Source organism: Streptomyces sp. NPDC126510 (assembly GCF_040302345.1).
GTDB lineage: Bacteria > Actinomycetota > Actinomycetes > Streptomycetales > Streptomycetaceae > Streptomyces.
Window position 1 is genome coordinate 71,683 of the sequence record NZ_JBEORR010000022.1, and the last position, 20,182, is coordinate 91,864.

At 72.1% G+C, this 20,182-nt stretch carries 22 protein-coding genes; 13 read left to right on the plus strand and 9 right to left on the minus strand.

Features of this window, described 5'->3' with window-relative positions; translation table 11 throughout:
* Window positions 1-2 precede the first annotated feature (2 nt).
* Window positions 3-893, plus strand: a complete 891-nt coding sequence (locus ABTX60_RS28105) for an aminoglycoside phosphotransferase family protein (RefSeq protein ID WP_352099803.1) — start codon at window positions 3-5, stop codon at window positions 891-893.
* Window positions 894-941: 48 nt separating this feature from the next.
* Here the strand turns inward: ABTX60_RS28105 and ABTX60_RS28110 are convergent, their stop codons facing one another.
* Complete coding sequence (locus ABTX60_RS28110; RefSeq protein ID WP_352099804.1) at window positions 942-1,424, minus strand: VOC family protein; 483 nt, start codon at window positions 1,422-1,424, stop codon at window positions 942-944.
* 123 nt (window positions 1,425-1,547) lie between these two features.
* Between ABTX60_RS28110 and ABTX60_RS28115 the strand changes: the two genes are divergently transcribed.
* The 3 genes from ABTX60_RS28115 (at window position 1,548) to ABTX60_RS28125 (ending at window position 4,133) form a co-directional block, all read left to right on the plus strand.
* A complete protein-coding gene (locus tag ABTX60_RS28115) occupies window positions 1,548-2,753 on the plus strand; it encodes an epoxide hydrolase family protein (RefSeq protein WP_352099805.1) in 1,206 nt (401 codons plus the stop codon).
* 136 nt (window positions 2,754-2,889) lie between these two features.
* Complete coding sequence (locus tag ABTX60_RS28120) at window positions 2,890-3,531, plus strand: ATP-dependent Clp protease proteolytic subunit (RefSeq protein WP_142166043.1); 642 nt, start codon at window positions 2,890-2,892, stop codon at window positions 3,529-3,531.
* Window positions 3,531-4,133, plus strand: a complete 603-nt coding sequence (locus ABTX60_RS28125) for a ClpP family protease (RefSeq protein ID WP_352099806.1) — start codon at window positions 3,531-3,533, stop codon at window positions 4,131-4,133. The genes ABTX60_RS28120 and ABTX60_RS28125 overlap by 1 nt, the downstream gene beginning before the upstream one ends.
* 22 nt (window positions 4,134-4,155) lie before the next feature.
* Here ABTX60_RS28125 and ABTX60_RS28130 read toward each other — a convergent pair whose 3' ends face one another.
* Window positions 4,156-4,569, minus strand: a complete 414-nt coding sequence (locus tag ABTX60_RS28130) for a helix-turn-helix domain-containing protein (protein WP_352099807.1) — start codon at window positions 4,567-4,569, stop codon at window positions 4,156-4,158.
* 214 nt (window positions 4,570-4,783) lie between these two features.
* Between ABTX60_RS28130 and ABTX60_RS28135 the strand changes: the two genes are divergently transcribed.
* Entirely contained in the window at window positions 4,784-5,671 is an 888-nt protein-coding gene (locus tag ABTX60_RS28135) for an RNA polymerase sigma factor SigF (RefSeq protein ID WP_030844182.1), read from the plus strand.
* A 145-nt stretch (window positions 5,672-5,816) separates the two neighbouring features.
* On the opposite strand, the gene ABTX60_RS28140 is transcribed toward ABTX60_RS28135, so the two are convergent.
* A complete protein-coding gene (locus ABTX60_RS28140; protein WP_352099808.1) occupies window positions 5,817-6,281 on the minus strand; it encodes an ATP-binding protein in 465 nt (154 codons plus the stop codon).
* Window positions 6,282-6,469: 188 nt separating this feature from the next.
* Between ABTX60_RS28140 and ABTX60_RS28145 the strand changes: the two genes are divergently transcribed.
* The 3 genes from ABTX60_RS28145 to ABTX60_RS28155 are packed head-to-tail and all read left to right on the plus strand — an operon-like array spanning window position 6,470 to window position 7,604.
* Window positions 6,470-6,610 (plus strand): hypothetical protein, encoded by a 141-nt coding sequence (locus ABTX60_RS28145; RefSeq protein WP_352099809.1) that lies wholly within the window; start codon window positions 6,470-6,472, stop codon window positions 6,608-6,610.
* Complete coding sequence (locus ABTX60_RS28150; RefSeq protein ID WP_352099810.1) at window positions 6,607-7,191, plus strand: PRC-barrel domain-containing protein; 585 nt, start codon at window positions 6,607-6,609, stop codon at window positions 7,189-7,191. Before ABTX60_RS28145 ends, ABTX60_RS28150 begins: the two co-directional genes overlap by 4 nt.
* Window positions 7,188-7,604, plus strand: a complete 417-nt coding sequence (locus tag ABTX60_RS28155) for a PRC-barrel domain-containing protein (protein ID WP_352099811.1) — start codon at window positions 7,188-7,190, stop codon at window positions 7,602-7,604. Before ABTX60_RS28150 ends, ABTX60_RS28155 begins: the two co-directional genes overlap by 4 nt.
* A gap of 60 nt (window positions 7,605-7,664) precedes the next feature.
* Here the strand turns inward: ABTX60_RS28155 and ABTX60_RS28160 are convergent, their stop codons facing one another.
* Window positions 7,665-8,837, minus strand: a complete 1,173-nt coding sequence (locus tag ABTX60_RS28160) for a DUF6777 domain-containing protein (protein WP_352099812.1) — start codon at window positions 8,835-8,837, stop codon at window positions 7,665-7,667.
* A 179-nt stretch (window positions 8,838-9,016) separates the two neighbouring features.
* On the opposite strand from ABTX60_RS28160, the gene ABTX60_RS28165 reads away from it, so the two are divergent.
* The gene (locus ABTX60_RS28165) at window positions 9,017-10,315 is read left to right on the plus strand and encodes a streptophobe family protein (RefSeq protein WP_352099813.1); all 1,299 of its coding nucleotides are present in this window, start codon (window positions 9,017-9,019) and stop codon (window positions 10,313-10,315) included.
* 9 nt (window positions 10,316-10,324) lie between these two features.
* Here the strand turns inward: ABTX60_RS28165 and ABTX60_RS28170 are convergent, their stop codons facing one another.
* The 4 genes from ABTX60_RS28170 to ABTX60_RS28185 are packed head-to-tail and all read right to left on the minus strand — an operon-like array spanning window position 10,325 to window position 15,373.
* The gene (locus ABTX60_RS28170; RefSeq protein ID WP_352099814.1) at window positions 10,325-11,320 is read right to left on the minus strand and encodes a serine/threonine-protein kinase; all 996 of its coding nucleotides are present in this window, start codon (window positions 11,318-11,320) and stop codon (window positions 10,325-10,327) included.
* Window positions 11,317-12,558, minus strand: coding sequence for a hypothetical protein (locus tag ABTX60_RS43305; RefSeq protein ID WP_502992411.1), 1,242 nt, complete (start codon window positions 12,556-12,558; stop codon window positions 11,317-11,319). Before ABTX60_RS43305 ends, ABTX60_RS28170 begins: the two co-directional genes overlap by 4 nt.
* 9 nt (window positions 12,559-12,567) lie before the next feature.
* On the minus strand, window positions 12,568-14,907 hold the full coding sequence (locus ABTX60_RS28180) for an FHA domain-containing protein (RefSeq protein ID WP_352099815.1): 2,340 nt from the start codon (window positions 14,905-14,907) through the stop codon (window positions 12,568-12,570).
* Window positions 14,908-14,962: 55 nt separating this feature from the next.
* Window positions 14,963-15,373: a hypothetical protein gene (locus ABTX60_RS28185; RefSeq protein ID WP_351642770.1), complete on the minus strand. Its 411-nt coding sequence runs from the start codon at window positions 15,371-15,373 to the stop codon at window positions 14,963-14,965.
* A gap of 336 nt (window positions 15,374-15,709) precedes the next feature.
* Here ABTX60_RS28185 and ABTX60_RS28190 point away from each other — a divergent pair, with 336 nt between their 5' ends.
* Together ABTX60_RS28190 and ABTX60_RS28195 are read left to right on the plus strand one after the other, a co-directional pair.
* Entirely contained in the window at window positions 15,710-16,093 is a 384-nt protein-coding gene (locus ABTX60_RS28190) for a nuclear transport factor 2 family protein (RefSeq protein ID WP_352099816.1), read from the plus strand.
* Between the two features lie 84 nt (window positions 16,094-16,177).
* Complete coding sequence (locus ABTX60_RS28195) at window positions 16,178-16,465, plus strand: DUF1905 domain-containing protein (RefSeq protein WP_352099817.1); 288 nt, start codon at window positions 16,178-16,180, stop codon at window positions 16,463-16,465.
* A gap of 82 nt (window positions 16,466-16,547) precedes the next feature.
* Here ABTX60_RS28195 and mgrA read toward each other — a convergent pair whose 3' ends face one another.
* Complete coding sequence (gene mgrA, locus ABTX60_RS28200; RefSeq protein ID WP_352099818.1) at window positions 16,548-17,540, minus strand: L-glyceraldehyde 3-phosphate reductase; 993 nt, start codon at window positions 17,538-17,540, stop codon at window positions 16,548-16,550.
* 117 nt (window positions 17,541-17,657) lie between these two features.
* Here mgrA and ABTX60_RS28205 point away from each other — a divergent pair, with 117 nt between their 5' ends.
* A complete protein-coding gene (locus tag ABTX60_RS28205) occupies window positions 17,658-18,575 on the plus strand; it encodes a LysR family transcriptional regulator (RefSeq protein ID WP_352099819.1) in 918 nt (305 codons plus the stop codon).
* A 67-nt stretch (window positions 18,576-18,642) separates the two neighbouring features.
* Window positions 18,643-20,139, plus strand: coding sequence for a carotenoid oxygenase family protein (locus ABTX60_RS28210; protein WP_352099820.1), 1,497 nt, complete (start codon window positions 18,643-18,645; stop codon window positions 20,137-20,139).
* The last annotated feature ends 43 nt before the right edge of the window (window positions 20,140-20,182 follow it).

Here is a 20,182-nt window from a genome sequence, read left to right on the forward strand (position 1 = left end):
GCATGTGTGCGGTGCGAATGCATGAGGACGAGCTGGACATCGACGTCTCGGTCGTCGGCCGGCTGATCGCCGGACAGTTCCCGCGGTGGGCCGGGCTGCCGTTGCGGCGGCTGGAGTCCTCCGGGACGGAGAACGCCATGTTCCGCCTCGGCACGGACAAGGTCGTTCGGCTCCCCCGGCACCCCCGTGCCGTGGAGGCCATCGCGCACGAGCTGCGCTGGCTGCCCCGGCTGGGCCCGGCGCTTCCCGTCGCCGCCCCCGCGGCCCTCGGGCGGGGCGAGCCCGGGGACGGCTTCCCCTGGCCCTGGTCGGTGTACGGCTGGCTGGACGGCCGCAACCCGGTTCCCGGCGCGCTCGAGGAACCCGCACTGCTCGCCGAGGACCTGGCGGCTTATGTCACGGCCCTGCGCCGTGTCGACGCGTCGGAGGGCCCCCCGGGCTACCGGGGGGTGCCGCTGGCGACCCGGGACGCCTTCATGCGTGAGGCCCTCGCGCAGCTCGCGGGCCGGGTGGACACCGCCGTGGTGACGAGGGTGTGGGAAGAGGCCCTGCGCGCTCCGGAGCACACCGGGCCGCCGGTCTGGGCCCACGGCGACCTGATGGCCGGGAACCTGCTGGTCGAGGGCGGGCGGCTCAGCGCCGTGATCGACTACGGGACGGTGGGCGTCGGTGATCCCGCCGTCGACCTCGTCGGCGCGTGGTGCCTGCTGCCGGCCGCGGCCCGCGGGGTGTTCCGCGAGGCGGTGGGCGCCGGCGAGGCCGAATGGGCCCGGGCCCGGGGCTGGGCCCTGTCGATCGCGGTCATCGCGCTGCCGTACTACTGGGACACGAACCCGCCGGTCGCGGCGAACTCCCGGTATGTGATCGGGGAGATCGCGGCCGAGACGGCGTAGGGGCCGCGCCGGCGGGGTGCGGGACCGCTCCGCGCCTGTGGGGGCCTGTCATCCGCCCGCGTACGCCTTGTCCAGGGCGGCGATGTCGAATTTGCTCATCGCCATGAACGCCTGGGTGACGCGGGCGGCCTTCGCCGGATCCGGGTCGGTGATCATGTCGTCGAGCCGGTCCGGGACGACCTGCCAGGACACGCCGAACCGGTCCTTGAGCCAGCCGCAGGGGCCGGGCTCGCCGCCGTTCTCGGTGAGCCTGGCCCAGTAGTGGTCGATCTCCTCCTGGTTCTCGCAGAAGATCATGAAGGAGACCGCCTCGCTGAACGTGAACTGCGGTCCGCCGTTGAGGCCCAGGAACCGGTGCCCGTTGGCCGTGAACTCGACGGTCATCACGCTTCCGGCGGGCTGCGGCGCTCCCTCGGGGTAGCGGGCGATCTTTCCGATGCTGGAGTTCTTGAAGACCGAGACGTAGAAGTGAGCCGCCTCCTCGGCCCGGCCGTCGAACCAGAGGCAGGTGGTGAATCCGTCGGTGGTCATGAGTCCTCCCGGGTGCGTGGAACGCTGTCACCACTGTCGACCGGTACTTGCCCCGGAACTCATCGGCCGGGCGGCCGGAAAATCAAGGTGGCCACTACACCGTTCGGAACTAGCATCGCGGCCATGACGTCCACGCCCGCCGACAGCGGCATCCGTCCCTTCCGTGTCGACATACCGCAGAGCGACCTCGACGACCTCCACGACCGCCTCGACCGCATCCGGTGGCCCGACGAGCTGCCGGGCGTGGGCTGGACGTACGGCGTTCCCTCGGGCTATCTGCGGGAGCTGGTGCGGTACTGGCGGCACGACTACGACTGGCGGGCCGCGGAGGCGCGGCTGAACGCGTGGCCGCAGTTCGTCACCGAGATCGACGGCGCGCAGGTGCACTTCGCCCACATCCGCTCCCCCGAGCCCGACGCGACCCCGCTGATCGTCACGCACGGGTGGCCGGGTTCGATCGTGGAGTTCCTCGACATCGTCGGGCCGCTGACGGATCCGGCCGCCCACGGGGGCGATCCGGCCGACGCCTTCCACGTCGTGCTGCCGAGCATCCCCGGCTTCGGGTTCTCCGGGCCCACGCGGGAGACCGGCTGGGAGGCGCGCCGGATCGCCGACGCCTGGGCCGAACTGATGACGCGCCTCGGCTACGAGCGGTTCGGCGCGCAGGGCGGCGACTGGGGTGCGGCGATCTCCCGCGAACTGGGCCGCGTCCACCCCGGACGGGTCACCGGCATCCACCTCAATCTGCTGCCCGGCGCCCAGGCGGCCACCGAGCCGACCGCCGGGGAGCTCCAGGCCCTGAGCCCCGCGGAGCGGGAGCGCACGCTCGCCTCCTGGCGGCGGTGGGCGGAGTGGTCCCGCGACGGCACGGGCTACTTCCATGTGCAGTCCACCCGGCCGCAGACCGTGTCCTACGCGCTCACCGACTCCCCCGTGGGCCAACTCGCCTGGATCGTCGAGAAGTTCCAGGAGTGGACGGACTCCGGGGAGCTGCCCGAGGAGGCCGTCGACCGGGACCTGATGCTCACGAACGTGATGCTCTACTGGCTGACGGGCACGGCGGGCTCGTCAGCCAGGGTCTACTACGAGCGGGCCCACGCCCGGGGCGAGCGGATCGCCGCCCCGCAGGAGCCCTCCGCCGCGCCGACCGCGGTGGCCGCCTTCGCCGCCGACCCCCAGATTCCGCTGCGGCACAAGGCGGAGCGCACGGAGAACATCGTCCGCTGGACGGAGTTCGACCGCGGCGGGCACTTCGCCGCGATGGAGCAGCCGGAGCTGCTGGTGGGTGATGTGCGGGCGTTCTTCGGCCAGTTGCGCGAGAAGGGCTGAGCCTTCGGTCTCTGCCGGTAGCGGATCTGCCGAGGGCAGAGAAACCGTTCGCGGGCATCGCCTGAGGTCAAGAGTGGAGTCGACGGCACATCCCCCACACATCGGCGGCACCCGTCGCCGCACACGAGGAGAACCGATGACTCCACTCACCACGCTCGCCCCGCGGGCGGAGGAGGGCGACACCCCTCCGACCCGTTTCGACGACCATCTGGCCGCCCAGCTGCTCGCGCAGCGCATCGTGCTGCTGGGCACCCAGGTCGACGAGGTCTCCGCCAACCGGGTCTGCTCACAGCTGCTCATCCTGTCCGCGGAGGACGCCCACACCGACATCAGCCTGTACATCAACAGCCCGGGCGGCGCGGTGCACGCGGGCCTCGCCATCTACGACACGATGCGGCTCATCCCGAACGACGTCTCCACGCTGGCCATGGGGTTCGCGGCCAGCATGGGCCAGTTCCTGCTGAGCGTCGGCGCACCGGGCAAGCGCTACGCCCTGCCGAACGCGCGGATCATGATGCACCAGCCGTCGGCGGGGATCGGCGGCACCACCGCCGACATCGAGATCCAGGCGGAGAACCTGGAGTTCACCAAGCGGACCATCGAGCGGATCACCGCCGAACACACCGGACAGAGCCCGGAGACCATCTCCCGGGACGGCGACCGGGACCGCTGGTTCACGGCGGAGGAGGCCAGGGAGTACGGCATGGTGGACCGGGTCGTGGAGTCCCTCGCGGACGTCCGTCCGGCGGCCACCCGGCGCAGGATGGGGCTGCAGTGATGGGTACGTACACGATCCCGAACGTCGTCGAGCGCACTCCGCAGGGCGAGCGGTCCTACGACGTGTTCAGCCGGCTGCTGTCCGAGCGGATCATCTTCCTCGGCACGGAGATCGACGACGGCGTCGCCAACGTCGTCATCGCCCAGCTCCTTCACCTGGAGTCGTCGTCGCCGGAGAGCGAGATCGCGATCTACCTCAACTCTCCGGGTGGCTCGTTCACCTCGCTCATGGCCATCTACGACACGATGACGTTCGTGCAGGCGCCGATCTCCACGTTCTGCGTGGGGCAGGCGGCCTCCACCGCGGCCGTGCTGCTGGCCGGCGGGGATCCGGGGCGGCGGTTCGTGCTGGAGCACTCACGGGTGCTGCTCGGCCAGCCGGCTGCCGGGGGGCAGCGCGGCATGGTCTCCGATCTGGCGCTCCAGGCCAAGGAGATGGTGCGCATCCGCTCCCAGGTGGAAGAGGTGCTGGCGCGGCACACCCAGCACGACGTGGCGACCCTGCGGGCCGACATGGACCGCGACAAGGTGTTCACCGCGCAGGAGGCGGTGGGCTACGGGCTGGCCGACGAGGTGCTCAGCCGGCGCCTCGTGCGGGTGTGAGGCGCCGGCCGGTCGGCACGGCTCAGGCCGCCAGGCACAGTCCGTCGCGCGAAGAGGTGGAGGCGCCGCGGCGGCCACCGTCCGCGTAGTGCGAGGTGAGACGGGTCAGTTCGCCGTGCGCCCTGGTCAGCAGGGCGCCGAGGTTCAGCCCGAGGGCGTGGGCGGCGGCCGCGAGGACCTCCGAGGAGGCCTCCTTGCGGCCCCGCTCCACCTCCGAGAGGTAGGGCATGGAGATCCGCGCCTCGTCGGCGACGTCCTTCAGTGTGCGCTCCTGCGCGAGGCGTTCGCGGCGCAGGACGTCACCCACCAGGTCCCGCCACAGCGGCTCCTTCACGGCGGGGACCGGCGGCGCCTGGCGCGGAGGTGCGGCGGCGGGACGAGCGCCGTGCGGGCGCAGCGGAATGACTCGGGCTTCTTTCGGCAGGTGGTTGCTCACTTCTCCAGCCTAGGAATGCCGGCCGCCGGGGGAAGGGCCCTGCGTTCCGCCCTGAGGGGAATCACCGCGCGCAGGACGGGGACCGAGGGCGGAGGGTGACATTCCACTCTATTTCGCCCATGGGAAAATCGGAGGGCATGGTGCGCGTCAACCCGGGTACCCGCAACTCGGGAGTACCTATGCAGATGTCGCCGTGACGTTCGTGGGAGAGGTAATGGAGACCGCCGTGATCCGGTCGAAGGCACAGGTCGTCGAAGAGAACGCCGAGGCCAGCGCGGGTGACGGAGCACTGCCAGGAGTCGTGGACCCGCGGTCCGTGGCTCCGCGGGACGCGAGGCAGCTGTCCCGCCAGTTCTTCCAGCGCCTGACGGAACTCGAAGAGGGAACGCACGAGTACCAGTACGCGCGCAACACCCTCATTGAGATGAACATGTCCCTCGTGCGTTTCGCCGCCGGCCGGTTCCGCGGTCGCGGTGACGACATGGAGGACATCGTCCAGACCGGCATGATCGGCCTGATCAAGGCCATCGACCGGTTCGAGCTCTCGCGCGAGGTCGAGTTCACCTCCTTCGCGCTGCCGTACATCGTCGGCGAGATCAAGCGGTTCTTCCGGGACACGACGTGGGCGGTGCACGTGCCCCGGCGGTTGCAGGAGCTGCGCGTCGAGCTGGCCAAGGCCCGTGAGGAGCTCGCCAGCCGACTGGACCGTGAGCCGACGGTCGCCGAGCTGGCCACGCTGATGAACATCTCCGAGCGTGAGGTCGTGGAGGGGCAGATCGCGGCGAACGGGTACAACTCGTCGTCGCTGGACGCCGCGCTGACCGGGGACGGCCCGGAGGGTGGCGAGGCGGTCCTGGCCGACTTCATCGGCGTGGAGGAGGACGGGCTGCGGCTCGTCGAGGACTTCCACTCGCTCGCCCCGCTCATGGCGGAGCTGAGCGAGCGCGACCGGCAGATCATCCACATGCGGTTCGTGGAGGAGGCCACCCAGGCGGAGATCGGTGAGCAGCTCGGCTGCTCGCAGATGCACGTCTCCCGCCTGATCAAGCGGATCATCACGCGACTGCGCGAGGGCATGCTGGGCGAGCTGGGCTGCGCCTGACGGAGACGTCCGACCAGCGGGTGCCGTCCCCCATGCGGGAGTGGGGCGGCACCCGCGAACGTTGCACCGACGAGTTCGTCGACGAGGTATGGACGAGGTGGGGGACGATTCGTTCTGTCCGGGTGACGCATATCACCCGGACGGCTCACCCTTCGGTTCCGCCGGAGAGCGGCAGAACGGCACGCACCCGCTTCCCCACCGGCACCCGCTCCACGCTGACCTGCTCAGCGAGCGCGTGGACGATCTCCAGGCCGTGCCGGCCGATACGCTCGGGGTTGCGGGGGAAGATGCGGGGCAGCGCGGAGCTGCTGTCGTAGACCGACACCGCCACCGCGGCGTCGGTGCCCACGAGCTCCAGGATGTACGGCCCGTTGCTGTGCCGGTCGGCGTTGGTGATCAGCTCGCTCACCACCAGCAGTACGGCACCGTCGACCCGCTCGTCGATACGCGCGCACCACTCGGTCTTGAGCTGATCGAGGAAGAGCGCGGCGAAGGACCGCGCCTCGGCGATGCATCCCTGCTCGCCGGTGTAGTGTGCCGCCCGCCTCAGCGGTTCCACGGGCACGTCGAAACCAGTCGGTATCACTGCCCCGTCCAGGTGGTCGATCATTCTTTTCTCTCCGTGGAAGCCGGACTGGCCGGACGCTCTGCACCAGTGCTCGTACCCCGGCCCCGGCTTCACAGTCCTGACAGATTCTCCCCCATTCCATGACGCGGGCATTGTCCCCCCTTCGCGGGGCACCCGTGAAGAATCAGGACCGGCCGAGGGCGGCCGGGCCGGATCGCCGGAGGTGCGCGGTGGCCTGGTGGACATGGCTGGTCGTGGTGATCGCGGCGCTCGCCGCCGTCGCGGCGGTGACGCTCGCCGTGCAGGCGGGGCGACGGTCGGGGACCGTCATCGCGGTCCGGCGCCGGCCCCGCGGGAAGGGCCTGCGATGAACGAGCTGCTGGCCGCGCGCAGCCTGACGACCCTCCCGGTGGTCACCCTGGGCGGCGACGCCGTCGCGCAGGTCAAGGACACCGTCTTCGACGCCGCCGCCGGCCGGATCACCGGTTTCACACTGAGCGGGCGCGGACTGCTGAGCGGGCCGCTGAAGCAGAGCCTGCCCTGGCCGGCGGTGCACGCGCTGGGTCCGCACGCGGTCATGATCCACGACGCCCTCGCGCTGCAGGACACCTCCGTCGTAGTGGCCCGCCGCGAGGCTCAGCAGGGCCGGGTGCTGCACGCGAAGGTACTGACCGACGAGGGCGCCGAGGTGGGCACGGTGCTCGACGTGATCGTCGAGGGCGGAAGCAGCGGCCGGGTCGTCGGCTTCCGGATCGCCGCGGCCAAAGCACTGGTACAGGGCTCCCGACGCCACCGGCACCGGGTCTACGTACCGCGGGGCGAGACGCTCGCCGTCTCGGGCCGTGCCCTGGTCATACCGGCGGACGCCACCCGCTACGTCGCCGACGACCTGCCGGCCTTCGTGGCCCGGGTCGGGGCCTTCCAGGCCGGGCAGGAGGGGTCGGAGCCGTGATGCTGTTCTCCGAAGCGCGGGGCCTGCCGGTGCTGACGCTGACCGAGGCGGAGGACATCGGCGCGCTGAGGTCGCTGACGGTCGACGCCGTGTCCGGTGTGGTGACGCACGTCCGGGTGCGAAGCCGGCACTCCCGCAAGGACCTCGTGCTGGCCTGGGGCGCCCTGCACGCCATCGGCCCGGACGCGGTACTGGTCCGCACGACCGCCGAACCGGCCGAGGCGCCGCCGCACCACGAGCTGCCGGGCCTCAGGATCCTCACCGAGACGGGTGACACGCTCGGCACGGTCCAGGACGTCGCGTTCGAACCGGAGACGGGCCGCGTCGAGGCGGTCGTCACCGCCCACGGCGATCTGCCGGGCGACCGGCTGCTCGGACTCGGGGACTACGCCCTGGTGGTCCGCGCCGCGTGAGCCGGCCGGGTCGGCTCGGCGACTGCGCCCGGGCGGTCCGCGCCGCGTGAGCAGGCCGGGTCAGGAGGCCGGGGCCTGGTCCGTCGTGCCACCGCCGGTTTCGCTCCCGGTGTCGCTCCCGGTGTCGGTCCCGGTGTTGCTGTCGGGCGGCGACGGCTGGGAGTCGGACGACGGCGGCTCCTGCGTCGTCGGCCCCGACGTGTCCGAGTCCGAGGTCGGCGGCTCACTCGTGGGCGGCTTCGACGACGTCGAGCCGGTCGGTGCCGTCGGCGTGGTGACGCTCGCGGACGGGGACGGCTTGTCGGGCTTCTTCGTCTTGTGGTCCTTCTTGCCCGTGTCGCCGGCCTGGCGCTCGAACCACTCGCCGTCGGGTTCGCACATCACGAAGACGTCCACCGGCTCCGGCGCGGGCGCCACCGCGACGACGTTCGACGCCTTGTACCCCGGCCACGGGGCGCCGGTCGTCTTCGGCGCGCTCTGCTGGGCGACCGGTGGGGTCAGCGGGTTGCCGCAGGCGCAGCGCACCCGGGGCACACCGCGGTCGTCGACGAGGACGGCCGTGCCGGCCTGGAGGACCGCCTGATAACTGGTCGCGGCACCGTTCTTGTAGCCGTGGTTGGTGACGCGGGTGTCCATGCGCAGTTGCACGGGGGTGAGCGAACGCAGGTAGGCGGGGACATCGGACGGCTGGATCCGGACGACCGAGGCGAACGCACGCTGCTTGTCCGGGGCGTCCTCGAAGTACGTGATCTGCTTCTCCACGTCACAGCTGGCGACGTTGCGGGTGCCGCCGTACAGGCCCGGCGCGTCGCCGTTCACGCCTCGTACGGCGTTCTGCGGGGCCGACTCGGTGGCCCCCGAGGGGGTGACCGGGGAGGCGGAGCTGTCCTCCTGGGCCGTCGACTCGGTGAACTCGTCCGGGCCCGTGTCGGCCGCGGGCTGGAGGAAGACCTCACCGGTGGACGTGCTGGTGCCGCCGTCGGACGCGCCGCTGCCGCCGCCGTCGGGACGGGAGAGCACCACGGCCAGGACCACGGCTGCCACCACGGCGGTGGCGATGATCGCGACCCGGGGTACGGAGCCCCACCACGGGCGGCGGGGCTCCGGCTCCTCGCCGCCTCCGCTCGGCGGTTCCGACGGCGGGCCACCACCCGAGGGTGGCTGCGAGGGGCCCGACAGCGGGCCCGAGGGAGGTCCTGTGGGGCGACCGGACGACGGTGGATCGACGCTCACGAGCTCTTCTCCCGCGTGGGTTCTCTGCGGCCTTCACACACCACGGACGATTCATCCCGGTGTCTACCGCTTTTTCCACTACGGGTTCATTGTGTGCCCCGGTCCCGTGCGCCCCGCAAGCCGACGCGGACGGACCTCTCCGGCAGGCGCCCTGCACGGGGGCTGCTTAGCGTGACACCGTGAGTTCGCGCACCCCCTCCGGCCCGGCACGTACCTCCGGCGAGCCTGCCGTGTCCCGCCACGGCTGGGCGCATGCCCTCGTCACGGTGCTCGCCGGGCTGCTCGCCATGGCGGTGGTGGCCGCCCTGGGCCTGTGGGCGGCCGGGGCCGGTGACCTTCCGGACGGGTCCTTCGGCCCCGTCGTCGCGGCCACCGTGGTCACCGCGGTCGGCGGCACGGTGAAGCTCACCGGAAGCGCGGGCGACCTCGCTTCGACGCAGGCGGGCCTGACGGTGATTCCGCTGTCGGTCACGCTCACCGGGGCGCTGGTGCTCGCCTGGGGGTTCCTGCGGCCGCTGCGGCATCGGGCGGTCGCCGGCGCGGCGGAGCTGGCCGGCTGGGCCGGCCGGGTGGCGGCCCTGTGGCTGATCGCGCTGATCGGCCTGACTCTCGCGGCCCGCCACACCTTCGACATCCCCCTCGGGGACGACACGCTCGGCGAACTCGGCGACCTGTTCGGCGCCTCGCCCGAGGTCGGCTTCACGACCGACGTCCCCCTGTCCGTGTTCGTCGGCGTGGTGTGGCTGGCCGGCGTGCTGGTGCTGGCGCTGCTGGTGTCACGCGGGGCGCCGTTGCCCGCGGGACTGCTGCGCTTTCAGGCTTCGGTGCGGCCGGCCGCGTACGCGATGGTCGCATTGCTGCTGGCCTGCGTCGTCATCGGTGTGATCGTCGCCCTGGTCGTCGCGGTGGCCAAGGGGCACGCGCGGGAGACGTTCGCGGTGATCCTGCTGGGCATCCCCAACCTGGTGTGGCTGGCGCTGACGATCGGGCTCGGCGCCACCTGGAACGGCAGGGTGGAGGGACCGTTCGGGCTGCCCATGCCGCATGTGCTCGACGAGGTGCTGCGCACCCCGGACGTCTCCGAGCTGAACCTGCGGACCCTCGCCGAGCACGACGGCCGGGTGTGGTGGCTGCTGGTCGTCGACATCGTGCTGCTGCTGGCCGCCGCGTTCGTGATGGCGGCCCGGTCACCGGCCCGGGTGCGGGCCTGGCAGCACGCGGTGCACATGGCACTCGCCCTGATGCTCACGGTGTTCACGATCTGCCTCGTCGGGCGGATCTCCGCGCACTTCGGCCTGTCCGTGCTGGGCATCGGTGATCTGGGCGGCGGTCTGGGAGGCGAGCTGTTCCTGAGACCCAAGCTGTGGGGTGCCGTGGGCCTGGCCGTCCCCTGGGGGCTGGCTGCCGGGTTCGCCGGGGCACTGCTGGCGCGTCGCGTACGGCGGCGGGGCGAGGTGGGCACCGGCGGCGAGAGCTGACGCCGCGCCCTACATCCGCTGCACGAAGACCGGTTCGGCCCAGCGGGGCGGCTGCCTGGGCCGCTCCTCCCCCGTGCCCGGCAGCTGCCGGTCCACGCGCGTGGGCGTCCTGGGGGTGCCGGTTTCGCCGCCGGTCGTCGCGGCGCGCAGTGCGGCCACGAACGCGAGGCAGGACGGGTAGCGGTCGTCGGGGCTCTTGGCGAGGGCCTGGGCGAAGACGGGATCCACCCGCGGGCCGAGCTCGGGCCGGTCCTCGGTCAGCGGGGGCGGTTCGTCGTACTGGTGGGCCCAGAGCAGGGCCATGTCGTCGTCGCGGAGGAAGGGCGGGTGGCCGGACAGGGTCTCGAAGACGACGCAGGCGAAGCCGTACACGTCGCAGCGGGCGTCGACCGGCTTGCCGGAGATCTGCTCGGGGGCGACGTAGTCGAGCGTGCCGACGAACTGGCCGACCGTGGTGAAGCCGGTCAGGGACAGGGACTTCTTCGTCAGGCCGAAGTCGGTGAGGTAGACGTGCTCGGGGTGGTCGCTGTCGGTGCCGCGGGCCACCAGGATGTTGCCCGGCTTGACGTCCCGGTGGACGAGTCCGTGATCGTGGGCCGCGTCGAGTGCGGAGGCGACCTGGGCGGCGACCCGCAGGGCGGTGGGGGGCGGCATCGGGCCCTCGCGGTCGAGGACGTGCCGCAGGTCGCTGCCGGGGACGTACCGCATGGCGATGTACAGCACGCCGTCCGTCTCGCCGGCCTCGAACACCGGCACGATGTGCGGGTGGTCGATCGCCGCGGCGGCCCGCGACTCGTGCGTGAAGCGGCGGCGGAAGGTGTCGTTGCGGGCGAGCTCGGGGGCGAGCAGCTTCAGGGCGACGGTGCGTTCCAGACGCAGGTCGCGGGCCCGGTACACGACGGCCATGCCGCCGCGCCCGATCTCCTGCTCGATCCGGTACCCGGCGATCTGCTGCCCGACCAGCTCGGAGGGCCGCCCGGAGAACAGGCTCGTCTGGCGGGTCAACGCCCGTCACCCTCGGGCGAGACGACCCGGGTGGGCTCCTGCCCCACGACCCGCGTGGGCGGCGCCGCGCCCGGCCGCTCCTCATCCCCCTCGCCTTCACCCTCGCCCTGCCCGTCCTCCGGGGACACGAGCCGGGTGGGCTCGGGGACATCGGCGGTGACGACCCTGGTGGGCTCGGGAGCATCAGCCACCCGGGTGGGCTCGGGAGGCGTCGGGCCCTCCGCCCGTGCGGACTCGGAGACCTCCGGCGCCACCACTCTCGTGGGCTCCGGGGCTTCGGCAGGAGCAACCCCCTTCGACTCGGGCCTTTCCGGAGGCGTCACCACCCGGGTCGGCTCAGGCCCCTCCGCAGGCGCCACCACCCGGGTCGGCTCAGGCCCCTCCGCAGGCGCCACCACCCGGGTCGGCTCAGGCCCCTCCGGAGGCACCACCCGGGTCGGCTCAGCAGCAGCCGGAGTCATCACCCGCGTGGGCTCCGCAGCCTCGGAGGGCACGGCCTCCGTCGTCGGTTCGGGGACCTGGGACGGGGTCGCTGCTGAGGGCGAGGGCGCCTCGGGCGGGGCCACCGCCGCCGGTGATGGCGTCTCGGGTGGGACCACTCGCGTAGGCCCGGCGGGCGCGCTCCGTGCCGGTGGGGGTGACTCGGCCGGGCCGGGGGCCTGTCGCGCACGGGACGGTTCGGCGGGGCCCTCGGGCGGTACCACCCGCGCCGGGGGACGCGCGGGCGCCTCGACCGGGCGGGACGCCGGTTCCGCTTCGGGCGTCTCGTCCGTCGCGTACGTGGTCATCCGGGTTCCGTCGGCGTACACCCAGTGCCCGTGGGCGGAGTCGTAGAGCCACACGGACTCACCGTCGACGACGACGCCGATCCGCGTGCCGTGCGTGCGGGTGCGGAACGACTCCCGGTCGAGGCCGGCCGCGAGCTCCTCCACCGCGGAGCGGTAGCGCGCCAGGGCTTCCTGTGCCCGCCCCAGCAGCGGCCGCGGATCCGCGGCGCGGGTGAGCGGCCCGTCCGCGGCGGGCGGATCCTGCGGTACGGCGACCAGACGGCGGCCGTCGACCCAGGCCGACCAGCCGTTGAAGCACAGCACGTGCCCCCAGTCACCCTGCCGCTCCAGCAGCTGCACCGGCAGCAGGGGGTCGAGGTCCACGGTGGGCCGGGCCGGGTCGGGGGCCTCCCAGGCGGGCATCCCGTGCTGAGGGACGACGTGCGTGGGCCGGAATACGGGGGTCGTCATCGGCGCTCCCTACTTCCGCATGACGGCCGGTTCGTGCCGACGCAGCAGCCTCGACACGAGGAACCCGAAGAGCACCGACAGCACGACCAGCATCCCCACGTCCAGCAGCCACGTGGCCACCGCGTGCTCGAAGAGCGGGTCCTTCGTCAGGTCGTCGGGAACGATCCGGGCGAGCCCCACGGTCCCGGCCATCGCGGCCAGCGCCCAGCGCGCCGGCACCAGCCAGCCCAGCTGCTCGAGCCCCGGCGTGTCGGCCAGCTTCAGCAGGGCCCCGCAGAAGACGACCTGGACGATGGCGATGAGCACCAGCAGCGGCATCGTCACCTCTTCCTTGCGCACCAGGGCCGAGACGAGCAGGCCGAGCATCATGGCCGTGAACGCGAGCAGGGCGACGGCGACCGTGATCTCCACCAGGGGCGGCATCAGCACGCCCTCGCCGCCCGGGGCGCCGAGGTCCACGCCGAGCAGGGCGACCAGCGTCAGCACCACCGCCTGGAGCACGGTGATGACGCCCAGGACGATGACCTTGGACATCAGGTACGCCGATCTGGACAGGCCCACCGCCCGTTCGCGCTGGTAGATCACACGTTCCTTGACGAGTTCGCGCACGGCATTGGCGGCCCCGGTGAGCACCGCGCCGACACACAGGATGAGCAGCGCGTTCATCGCCGTGTCGAGGGTCAGCTTGCCGCCCGCGAGGGCGCGGGCCATCGCGCCCATGACGAAAGGCAGGGCGATCATGATGATCAGAAAGGTGCGGTCGGCGCTCAGCGCGGCCGCGTACCGGCGTACCAGCGTGCCGAGTTGGGCGCCGCGGCTGCGCGGCCGGGGCGGGGCGGTGATGACGACGGGCTCGGAGCGGGGCCGCTGGGGCTGGACGGAGGCGTCGGCCACGTACCGTCCGTGGAAGGGCGAGGCGAGGTACTGCCCCGCCCAGTCCCGGTCCGTGTCCCGTTCGAAGGCCTCGAAGGCCTCCGGCCACTCCTCGAAGCCGAAGAAGGGCAGGGCCTCCTCCGGCGGCCCGTAGTACGCGATCTTCCCGCCGGGCGCGAGGACGAGGAGCCGGTCGCACACGTCCAGGCTGAGCACGCTGTGGGTGACGACGATGACGGTCCGGCCGTCGTCGGCGAGGCCGCGCAGCATGTGCATCACCGAGCGGTCCATGCCGGGGTCGAGGCCGGAGGTCGGCTCGTCGAGGAACAGCAGCGACGGCTTGGTCAGCAGTTCCAGTGCCACGCTCACACGCTTGCGCTGGCCGCCGGACAGGCTGTGCACGTGCTGGTCGGCGCGCTGTTGAAGGCCCAGTTCGCGGATGACCTCGTCGACCCGGGCACGCCGCTCGGCCTTGGCGGTGTCCTGCGGGAAGCGCAGTTCGGCGGCGTAGGAGAGGGCTTTGCGGACGGTCAGCTGCGCGTGCAGGATGTCGTCCTGCGGTACCAGGCCGATGCGCTGGCGCAGTTCGGCGTAGTCGCGGTAGAGGTCGCGGCCGTCGTACAGGACGGTGCCGTGGCCCGCGGGCCGCTGACCGGTGAGGGCGTTGAGGAGCGTGGACTTGCCGGCGCCGCTCGGGCCGACGACGGCGAGCAGGCACTTCTCCCCCACCGGGAAGGACACGTGGTCCAGCAGCGTCTTGCGGCCACGGTCCACGCTGACGGCGAGGTCCTGCACGTCGAGCGAGACCTCGCCGGTGTCGACGTACTCCTGGAGCTGGTCGCCGACGAGGCAGAAGGCCGAGTGGCCGATGCCGACGATGTCACCCGGGCCGACGGGGGCGCTGGTGACGCGGCTGCCGTTGAGGTAGGTGCCGTTGTGGCTGCCCAGGTCGGTGATCTCGTAGGTTCCGTCGGCCAGGGCCCGCAGTTCGGCGTGCCGGCGGGAGACCACCAGGTCGTCGATGACCAGGTCGTTGTCGGTGGAGCGGCCGATGCGGACCGTGCGGGAGGGCAACGGCCGTACGGTCGTGGGCCGCCGGTAGGTGCCGGTGTGGGCCGGCATGGAGACGGCGGAGGGGCGTTCCGGCCCGGGTGCGGCGGGGGCGGGGCGTCCCGTCAGAATCATGCGGGGTCCGTCGGCCGGGTTGCCGAAGCGGATGACGCTGCCGGGTCCGACGTCCCGTTCACGGATGCGGCGGCCGTCGGCGTAGGTGCCGTTGGTGCTGTCCTCGTCCTCGATGGTCCAGTGACCGTCCTCGGGCTTCAGCACCGCGTGGTGCCAGGAGACCCGGTCGTCGTCGATGACGATGTCGCACAACGGGTCGCGCCCCACGTGGTAGTCGCGGCCCGGCATCATCACGGTGGTGCCCGTCTCCGTCTCCAGGACGAGCTCTGGTGCTACCGAGGGTTGAGCCATGGTCAAGATTCTACCGATATGGCCTGGTGTGCGCCTGGGCGAGGAGGGCCGGAGGTCAGCCGACGGTGATGCCGACGAAGGGGGCGGTGCGCTGCATCCGAAGGGCGTCCACGGACTCGGCGAGCAGTTCGTACTCGGTGGTGTCGTCGCTGGTGGCGATGCGCACCAGCCGTCCGGCCGCCAACTCCTCGGCGACCCGCTCCTGCTGGGCGGGATCGGCGCACCAGGCGCGCAGCAGCATGGGCACGTCGGGCACGGTGGGGGCGACCGGCACGAGCGAGCCCGGTGGTAAGTGTTCGGCGTCCGGCCGGGGGTCGAGGCGCTGGGCGATCCAGGAGGCGCGGTCGCGCAGCCACCACAGGGCGAGGGCGAGGGTGGGCGCCCGGTAGGTGCCGAGGGGGACTCCGATCCGGCGGCCGTCGCAGACTCCGTACGCCGTGACGTGGCACAGAAACTCGTCGTGCACGTGACCCTCCCCCGTTGCCCTGCCCGTCTGCCGGCCGGCCTCGCCCCTTCTGCGGTTCGCGTGCTGTGCGTGAGGGCGCCGTCGCTCGATGTGAAAAGCGCTCTCGCAGGTCAGTATGTTCACTACTGAATCACTGTCACCACGACTTTCCGGCCACTCTCCTGGCATATTCACACCACGAGTTGGCCGAAATCCGGCGAGTGGTGGCGACGGCCCATGACTCCGGAGGTAATCGACGGTCCCGGCGGGTGCGGGCAAGGTGGTCGTACCGGGTCGGCAGAGCGCGGAACCCGGCTCCTGACCAGCGTTGACGACCTTTCCGGAGGCTGATCGCCCATGTCCGAAACCGCCCACCGCCACGAGGACGCCGTGGCCCGCTACTTCGAGGCCTGGAACGCCGACGACCCGGCGGCACGCGCCAAGGCGGTCGCTGCCGCCTGGACCGAGGACGGCCGTTACACCGATCCGCTGGCCGACGTCAGCGGCCACGAGGGGATCACCGCAGTGATCGCGGCGGCCCGGGAGCAGTTCCCGGGGTTCGAGTTCCGGCTCACCGGCGGCGTCGACGGGCATCACGACATCGCCCGCTTCTCGTGGGAGCTGGTGAGCGCGGCCGACGGCTCGGCACCGGTCGCCGGGTCGGATGTGATCACGCTGGACGGGCAGGGCCGGATCAGGACCGTGCTCGGCTTCCTGGACCGGGTGCCCGTCGGGGCGTGAATCCGGCGCCCGCGATGAGTTCTCCGGTGTCCGGCGGTCTGTCCCTGTGGATGTGGGAACGGCAGCCGAGCACCGGAGGACGTCATGGCGAGCACGGGAGAACTGGACGCGGAGTTCACCGCGGTCCTGCGCAAGAGCCCCGCCGAGGGCGGCTGGACCTATCTGGTCTGGCCCCGGTCCGTCGCGTTCTTCGGCACCCGTGGCCTGGTCAAGGTCCGCGGGACGATCGACGGGCACCCCTTCCGCAGCTCCTTCATGGCCCTGGGGGACGGCACGCACAAGCTGCCCGTGAAGGCCGGCATCCGCAAAGCCATCGGCAAGGAGGAGGGCGACAGGGTGACCGTGCACCTCGAGGAGCGGATCAGTTCGTAGGGGGCGTCGTCCGGACCAGGTCACGGACCCGCGCCCCGGCCGGTGTGCCCGGAGGCGGACGCCCCCGGGCACACGAGGCCCGCTACTGCTTGACGATCGCGTCGATCCGGGCCAGCTCCTCCGCGTCGAAGTCCAGGTTGGCGATCGCGCCGACGCTGTCCTCGATCTGCCGCGCGCTGCTCGCGCCGACCAGCGCGGAGGTGACCCGGCCGCCCCGCAGCACCCAGGCCAGGGCCAGCTGGGCCAGGGTCTGGCCGCGGGACTTCGCGATGTCGTTCAGGTCGCGCAGCCGGCCCACCAGGTCCTCGGTGAGGGCGTCGGAGTTCAGGAAGGGGCTGTCGCTCGCGGCCCGGGAGCCCTCGGGGATGCCGTCCAGGTAGCGGGCGGAGAGCACCCCCTGCTCCAGCGGGGAGAAGACGATGGAGCCGACCTCGAGCTCGTCGAGGGCGTCGAGCAGGCCCTCGTCCTCGGGACGGCGGTCCAGCATCGAGTAGCGCGGCTGGTGGATGAGGAGCGGCGTGCCCAGCTCGCCCAGGATGCGGGCGGCCTCGCGGGTCTGCTCGGCGGAGTAGTTGGAGACACCGACGTACAGCGCCTTGCCCTGCTGCACCGCCGAGTGCAGGGCGCCCATCGTCTCCTCGAGCGGGGTGTCCGGGTCGGGGCGGTGCGAGTAGAAGATGTCGAAGTAGTCGAGACCCATCCGCTTCAGGCTCTGGTCCAGCGAGGACAGCACGTACTTGCGCGAGCCCCACTCGCCGTACGGCCCCGGCCACATCAGGTAGCCGGCCTTGGTGGAGATCACCAGCTCGTCGCGGTACGGCGCGAAGTCCGTCTTCAGGAACTCGCCCAGCGCGGACTCGGCGGCTCCGGGCGGCGGGCCGTAGTTGTTGGCGAGGTCGAAGTGGGTGACTCCGAGGTCGAAGGCACGACGCAGGATGGCGCGCTGCATCTCGACGGACCGGTCCGGGCCGAAGTTGTGCCACAGGCCGAGCGACAGCGCGGGGAGCTTCAGACCGCTGCGTCCGGTGCGCCGGTAGGGCATGTCCGCGTAGCGGTCGGGGTGTGCGGTGTACAACGCGACTCCAGAGGGGTTGGCACAGTCGGGAGGAAACCGGTGTCCACTCTGTCGTGACCTGCGCCCATGCGTCCAACAGAAGAATCCGATGGAATTCAGCGGCTACGCTTCTCAGTCATGGAACTGCGTCACCTGCAGCACTTCGTCGCGGTCGCCGAGGACCAGCACTTCACCCGCGCGGCGGAACGCCTCCTGGTGTCCCAGTCGGGCCTGTCGGCGTCCATCCGGGCCCTGGAGCGGGAGCTGCAGACGCCGCTGTTCGTGCGCACGACCCGCCGGGTGACGCTCACCCCGGCCGGACGGGCGCTGCTCGGTGAGGCGGAGCGGATCCTCGCGCAGGTCCGCTCGGCCCACGAGGCGGTGGCCGCGGTGCAGGGCGTGCTGCGCGGGATGCTCGCGCTCGGCTCCGAGCAGTGCATCGCCGGGGTGCACGTGGCGGGGCTGCTGGCGGCCTTCCGCCGGCGCCATCCGGATGTGGAGATCTGTCTGCGGCAGGCGGGCTCGGGGGCCCTCGCGGAGGACGTCGCGGCCGGGCGTCTGGATCTGGCGTTCGCGGTGCGCGCCGCCCAGGAGGATACCGACCAGCTGCGGACCGTGCCGCTGACCTGCGAGCCGATGACCGTGCTGTGCCATCCGAGCCACCGGCTCGCGGCGGCCGGGGCCGCGGTGACGCCGGAGGATCTCGGCGGTGAGGTCTTCGTCGACTTCCACCCGGACTGGGGGCCGCGGCGCACCACCGACGCCGCGTTCGCCGCGGCGGGCGTCCGCCGGAGCGTCGCCCTGGAGGTCAACGACGTGCACAGCCTCCTCGACCTGGTGGACGAGGATCTCGGCATCGCCGTCGTGCCGCGCCACTTCCGGCACAAGCGCGCCTCGCTGGCCGCCCTGCCGGTGAAGGGTGCCGAAGACGCCGTGTACGAGACGGTTGCCCTGCTGCCGCCCGAGCAGGCGACCAGTCCGGCGGCCCGGGCGCTGATGGCCCTGCTGAAAACAGGGGGCCTGACACCACCCCAGGAGGGTGTCCAGCCCTCCTGACCCGATCCGTCCCGCGCACGAGACTCGTGACCGTTCCCGAAGGCGACTGCGGTCAGGAGTGGGCGAGATGACGGATCACACACGACGGAACGTACTGCGCGGCGCCGCGGCGGTCACGGCGGCGGGGGCGCTCGTCGGCACCGGCACGGCAGTGCGGCCGGCCGTGGCGGCGCCCTCGGCTCCACGGCGCTTCCCGTTCCTGGAGGGCGCGTTCGAGCCGGTCACCGAGGAGCTCACGGCCTTCGACCTCCCGGTCACCGGCCGCGTTCCGCGTGAACTGAACGGCCGCTTCCTGCGCAACGGCCCCAACGTCCTGGGCCTGGAGGACCCGCGCGCCCACCACTGGATGCTCGGCGACGGCATGGTGCACGGCGTGCGGCTGCGCGAGGGCCGGGCCGAGTGGTACCGCAACCGCTGGGTGCGCTCCTCCCAGGTGGCGAAGAAGCTCGGCGAGCCCTACCCGGGTCCCGTGCCGCCGGACGACTTCCCCTGCAACACCCATGTGATCCCCTACCGCGGGCGGATCCTCGCGCTCCAGGAGAGCGGGCCGCTGCCGTACGCACTCGACGACGAGCTGAACACCGTCGGCACCCACGACTTCCGGGGCACCCTCAAGGGCCCGCTCACCGCGCACACGAAGTTCGACGCGCAGGCCGGCGAGCTGCACGCGATCGCCTACTACCCGACGTGGGACCACGTCCGGCACCTGGTCGTCGGACCGTCGGGCCGGGTCGTGCGGACCACGAGGATCCCGGTGGCGGACGCGCCGATGATCCACGACTTCGCGCTCACCGAGCACCACGTGGTCATCCTCGACATGCCGGTGACCTTCGACCCGGCGGGCGCCGAGCGCGGCGACATCGTGCCCTACGTCTGGAACGACCGGCATCCGGCCCGGGTCGGCGTGCTGCCCCGCGAGGGCGGCGCGGTGCGCTGGTTCGAGGTCGACCCGGTCTACTACTCGCACACGCTCAACGCGTACGAGGAGGGGCCGCACATCGTCGTCGACACGACGAACTTCGACGCGCCGTTCCTCGTGGCCGGCAACGGCTCGGGCGGTCCCCACACGGCGGGCACCCCCCGTCTCGACCGCTGGACGATCGACCTGCGGCACGGGCGGGTGCGGACCAGGACCCTCGACGACCGCCCCCAGGAGTTCCCGCGGGTGAACGAGGCGCTGGTGTCCCGCCGGCACCGGTACGGCTACGCGGCCGCGGCCGCGGAGATGTCGCTCGCCTACCAGGCGGTAGACGGCACCCCGCCCGACCGGGCCTTCGCCAACGCGCTCATCAAGCACGACCTGCTGCGCGGCACGTCCGAGGTCCACCGGCTGCCCCCGGGCGCGGCGGCGAGCGAGGCCGTCTTCGTGCCGTCCGACCCACGCGACGGGAGGGCCGCGGAGGACGACGGGTACGCGATCGCGTACGTGCACGACCCCGACCGCGGGGCGTCGGACCTGGTGATCATCTCGGCCCAGGACTTCACCGGGGAGCCGGTGGCCCGGATCCATCTCCCGGGCCGGGTGCCGCTGGGCTTCCACGGGAGCTGGATTCCCGACGCGTGACCGCCCGCGTGTGCCCTCCCGCGTGTGGTCCCCTTCGCGTGAT

Coding starts and splice junctions, on each gene's coding strand:
- ABTX60_RS28105 (WP_352099803.1), top strand. CDS start 3: ATGTGTGCGGTGCGAATGCATGAGGACGAGCTGGACATCGACGTCTCG.
- ABTX60_RS28110 (WP_352099804.1), bottom strand. CDS start 1,424: ATGACCACCGACGGATTCACCACCTGCCTCTGGTTCGACGGCCGGGCC.
- ABTX60_RS28115 (WP_352099805.1), top strand. CDS start 1,548: ATGACGTCCACGCCCGCCGACAGCGGCATCCGTCCCTTCCGTGTCGAC.
- ABTX60_RS28120 (WP_142166043.1), top strand. CDS start 2,890: ATGACTCCACTCACCACGCTCGCCCCGCGGGCGGAGGAGGGCGACACC.
- ABTX60_RS28125 (WP_352099806.1), top strand. CDS start 3,531: ATGGGTACGTACACGATCCCGAACGTCGTCGAGCGCACTCCGCAGGGC.
- ABTX60_RS28135 (WP_030844182.1), top strand. CDS start 4,784: ATGGAGACCGCCGTGATCCGGTCGAAGGCACAGGTCGTCGAAGAGAAC.
- ABTX60_RS28140 (WP_352099808.1), bottom strand. CDS start 6,281: ATGATCGACCACCTGGACGGGGCAGTGATACCGACTGGTTTCGACGTG.
- ABTX60_RS28150 (WP_352099810.1), top strand. CDS start 6,607: ATGAACGAGCTGCTGGCCGCGCGCAGCCTGACGACCCTCCCGGTGGTC.
- ABTX60_RS43305 (WP_502992411.1), bottom strand. CDS start 12,558: ATGACGACCCCCGTATTCCGGCCCACGCACGTCGTCCCTCAGCACGGG.
- ABTX60_RS28180 (WP_352099815.1), bottom strand. CDS start 14,907: ATGGCTCAACCCTCGGTAGCACCAGAGCTCGTCCTGGAGACGGAGACG.
- ABTX60_RS28190 (WP_352099816.1), top strand. CDS start 15,710: ATGTCCGAAACCGCCCACCGCCACGAGGACGCCGTGGCCCGCTACTTC.
- ABTX60_RS28195 (WP_352099817.1), top strand. CDS start 16,178: ATGGCGAGCACGGGAGAACTGGACGCGGAGTTCACCGCGGTCCTGCGC.
- ABTX60_RS28205 (WP_352099819.1), top strand. CDS start 17,658: ATGGAACTGCGTCACCTGCAGCACTTCGTCGCGGTCGCCGAGGACCAG.
- ABTX60_RS28210 (WP_352099820.1), top strand. CDS start 18,643: ATGACGGATCACACACGACGGAACGTACTGCGCGGCGCCGCGGCGGTC.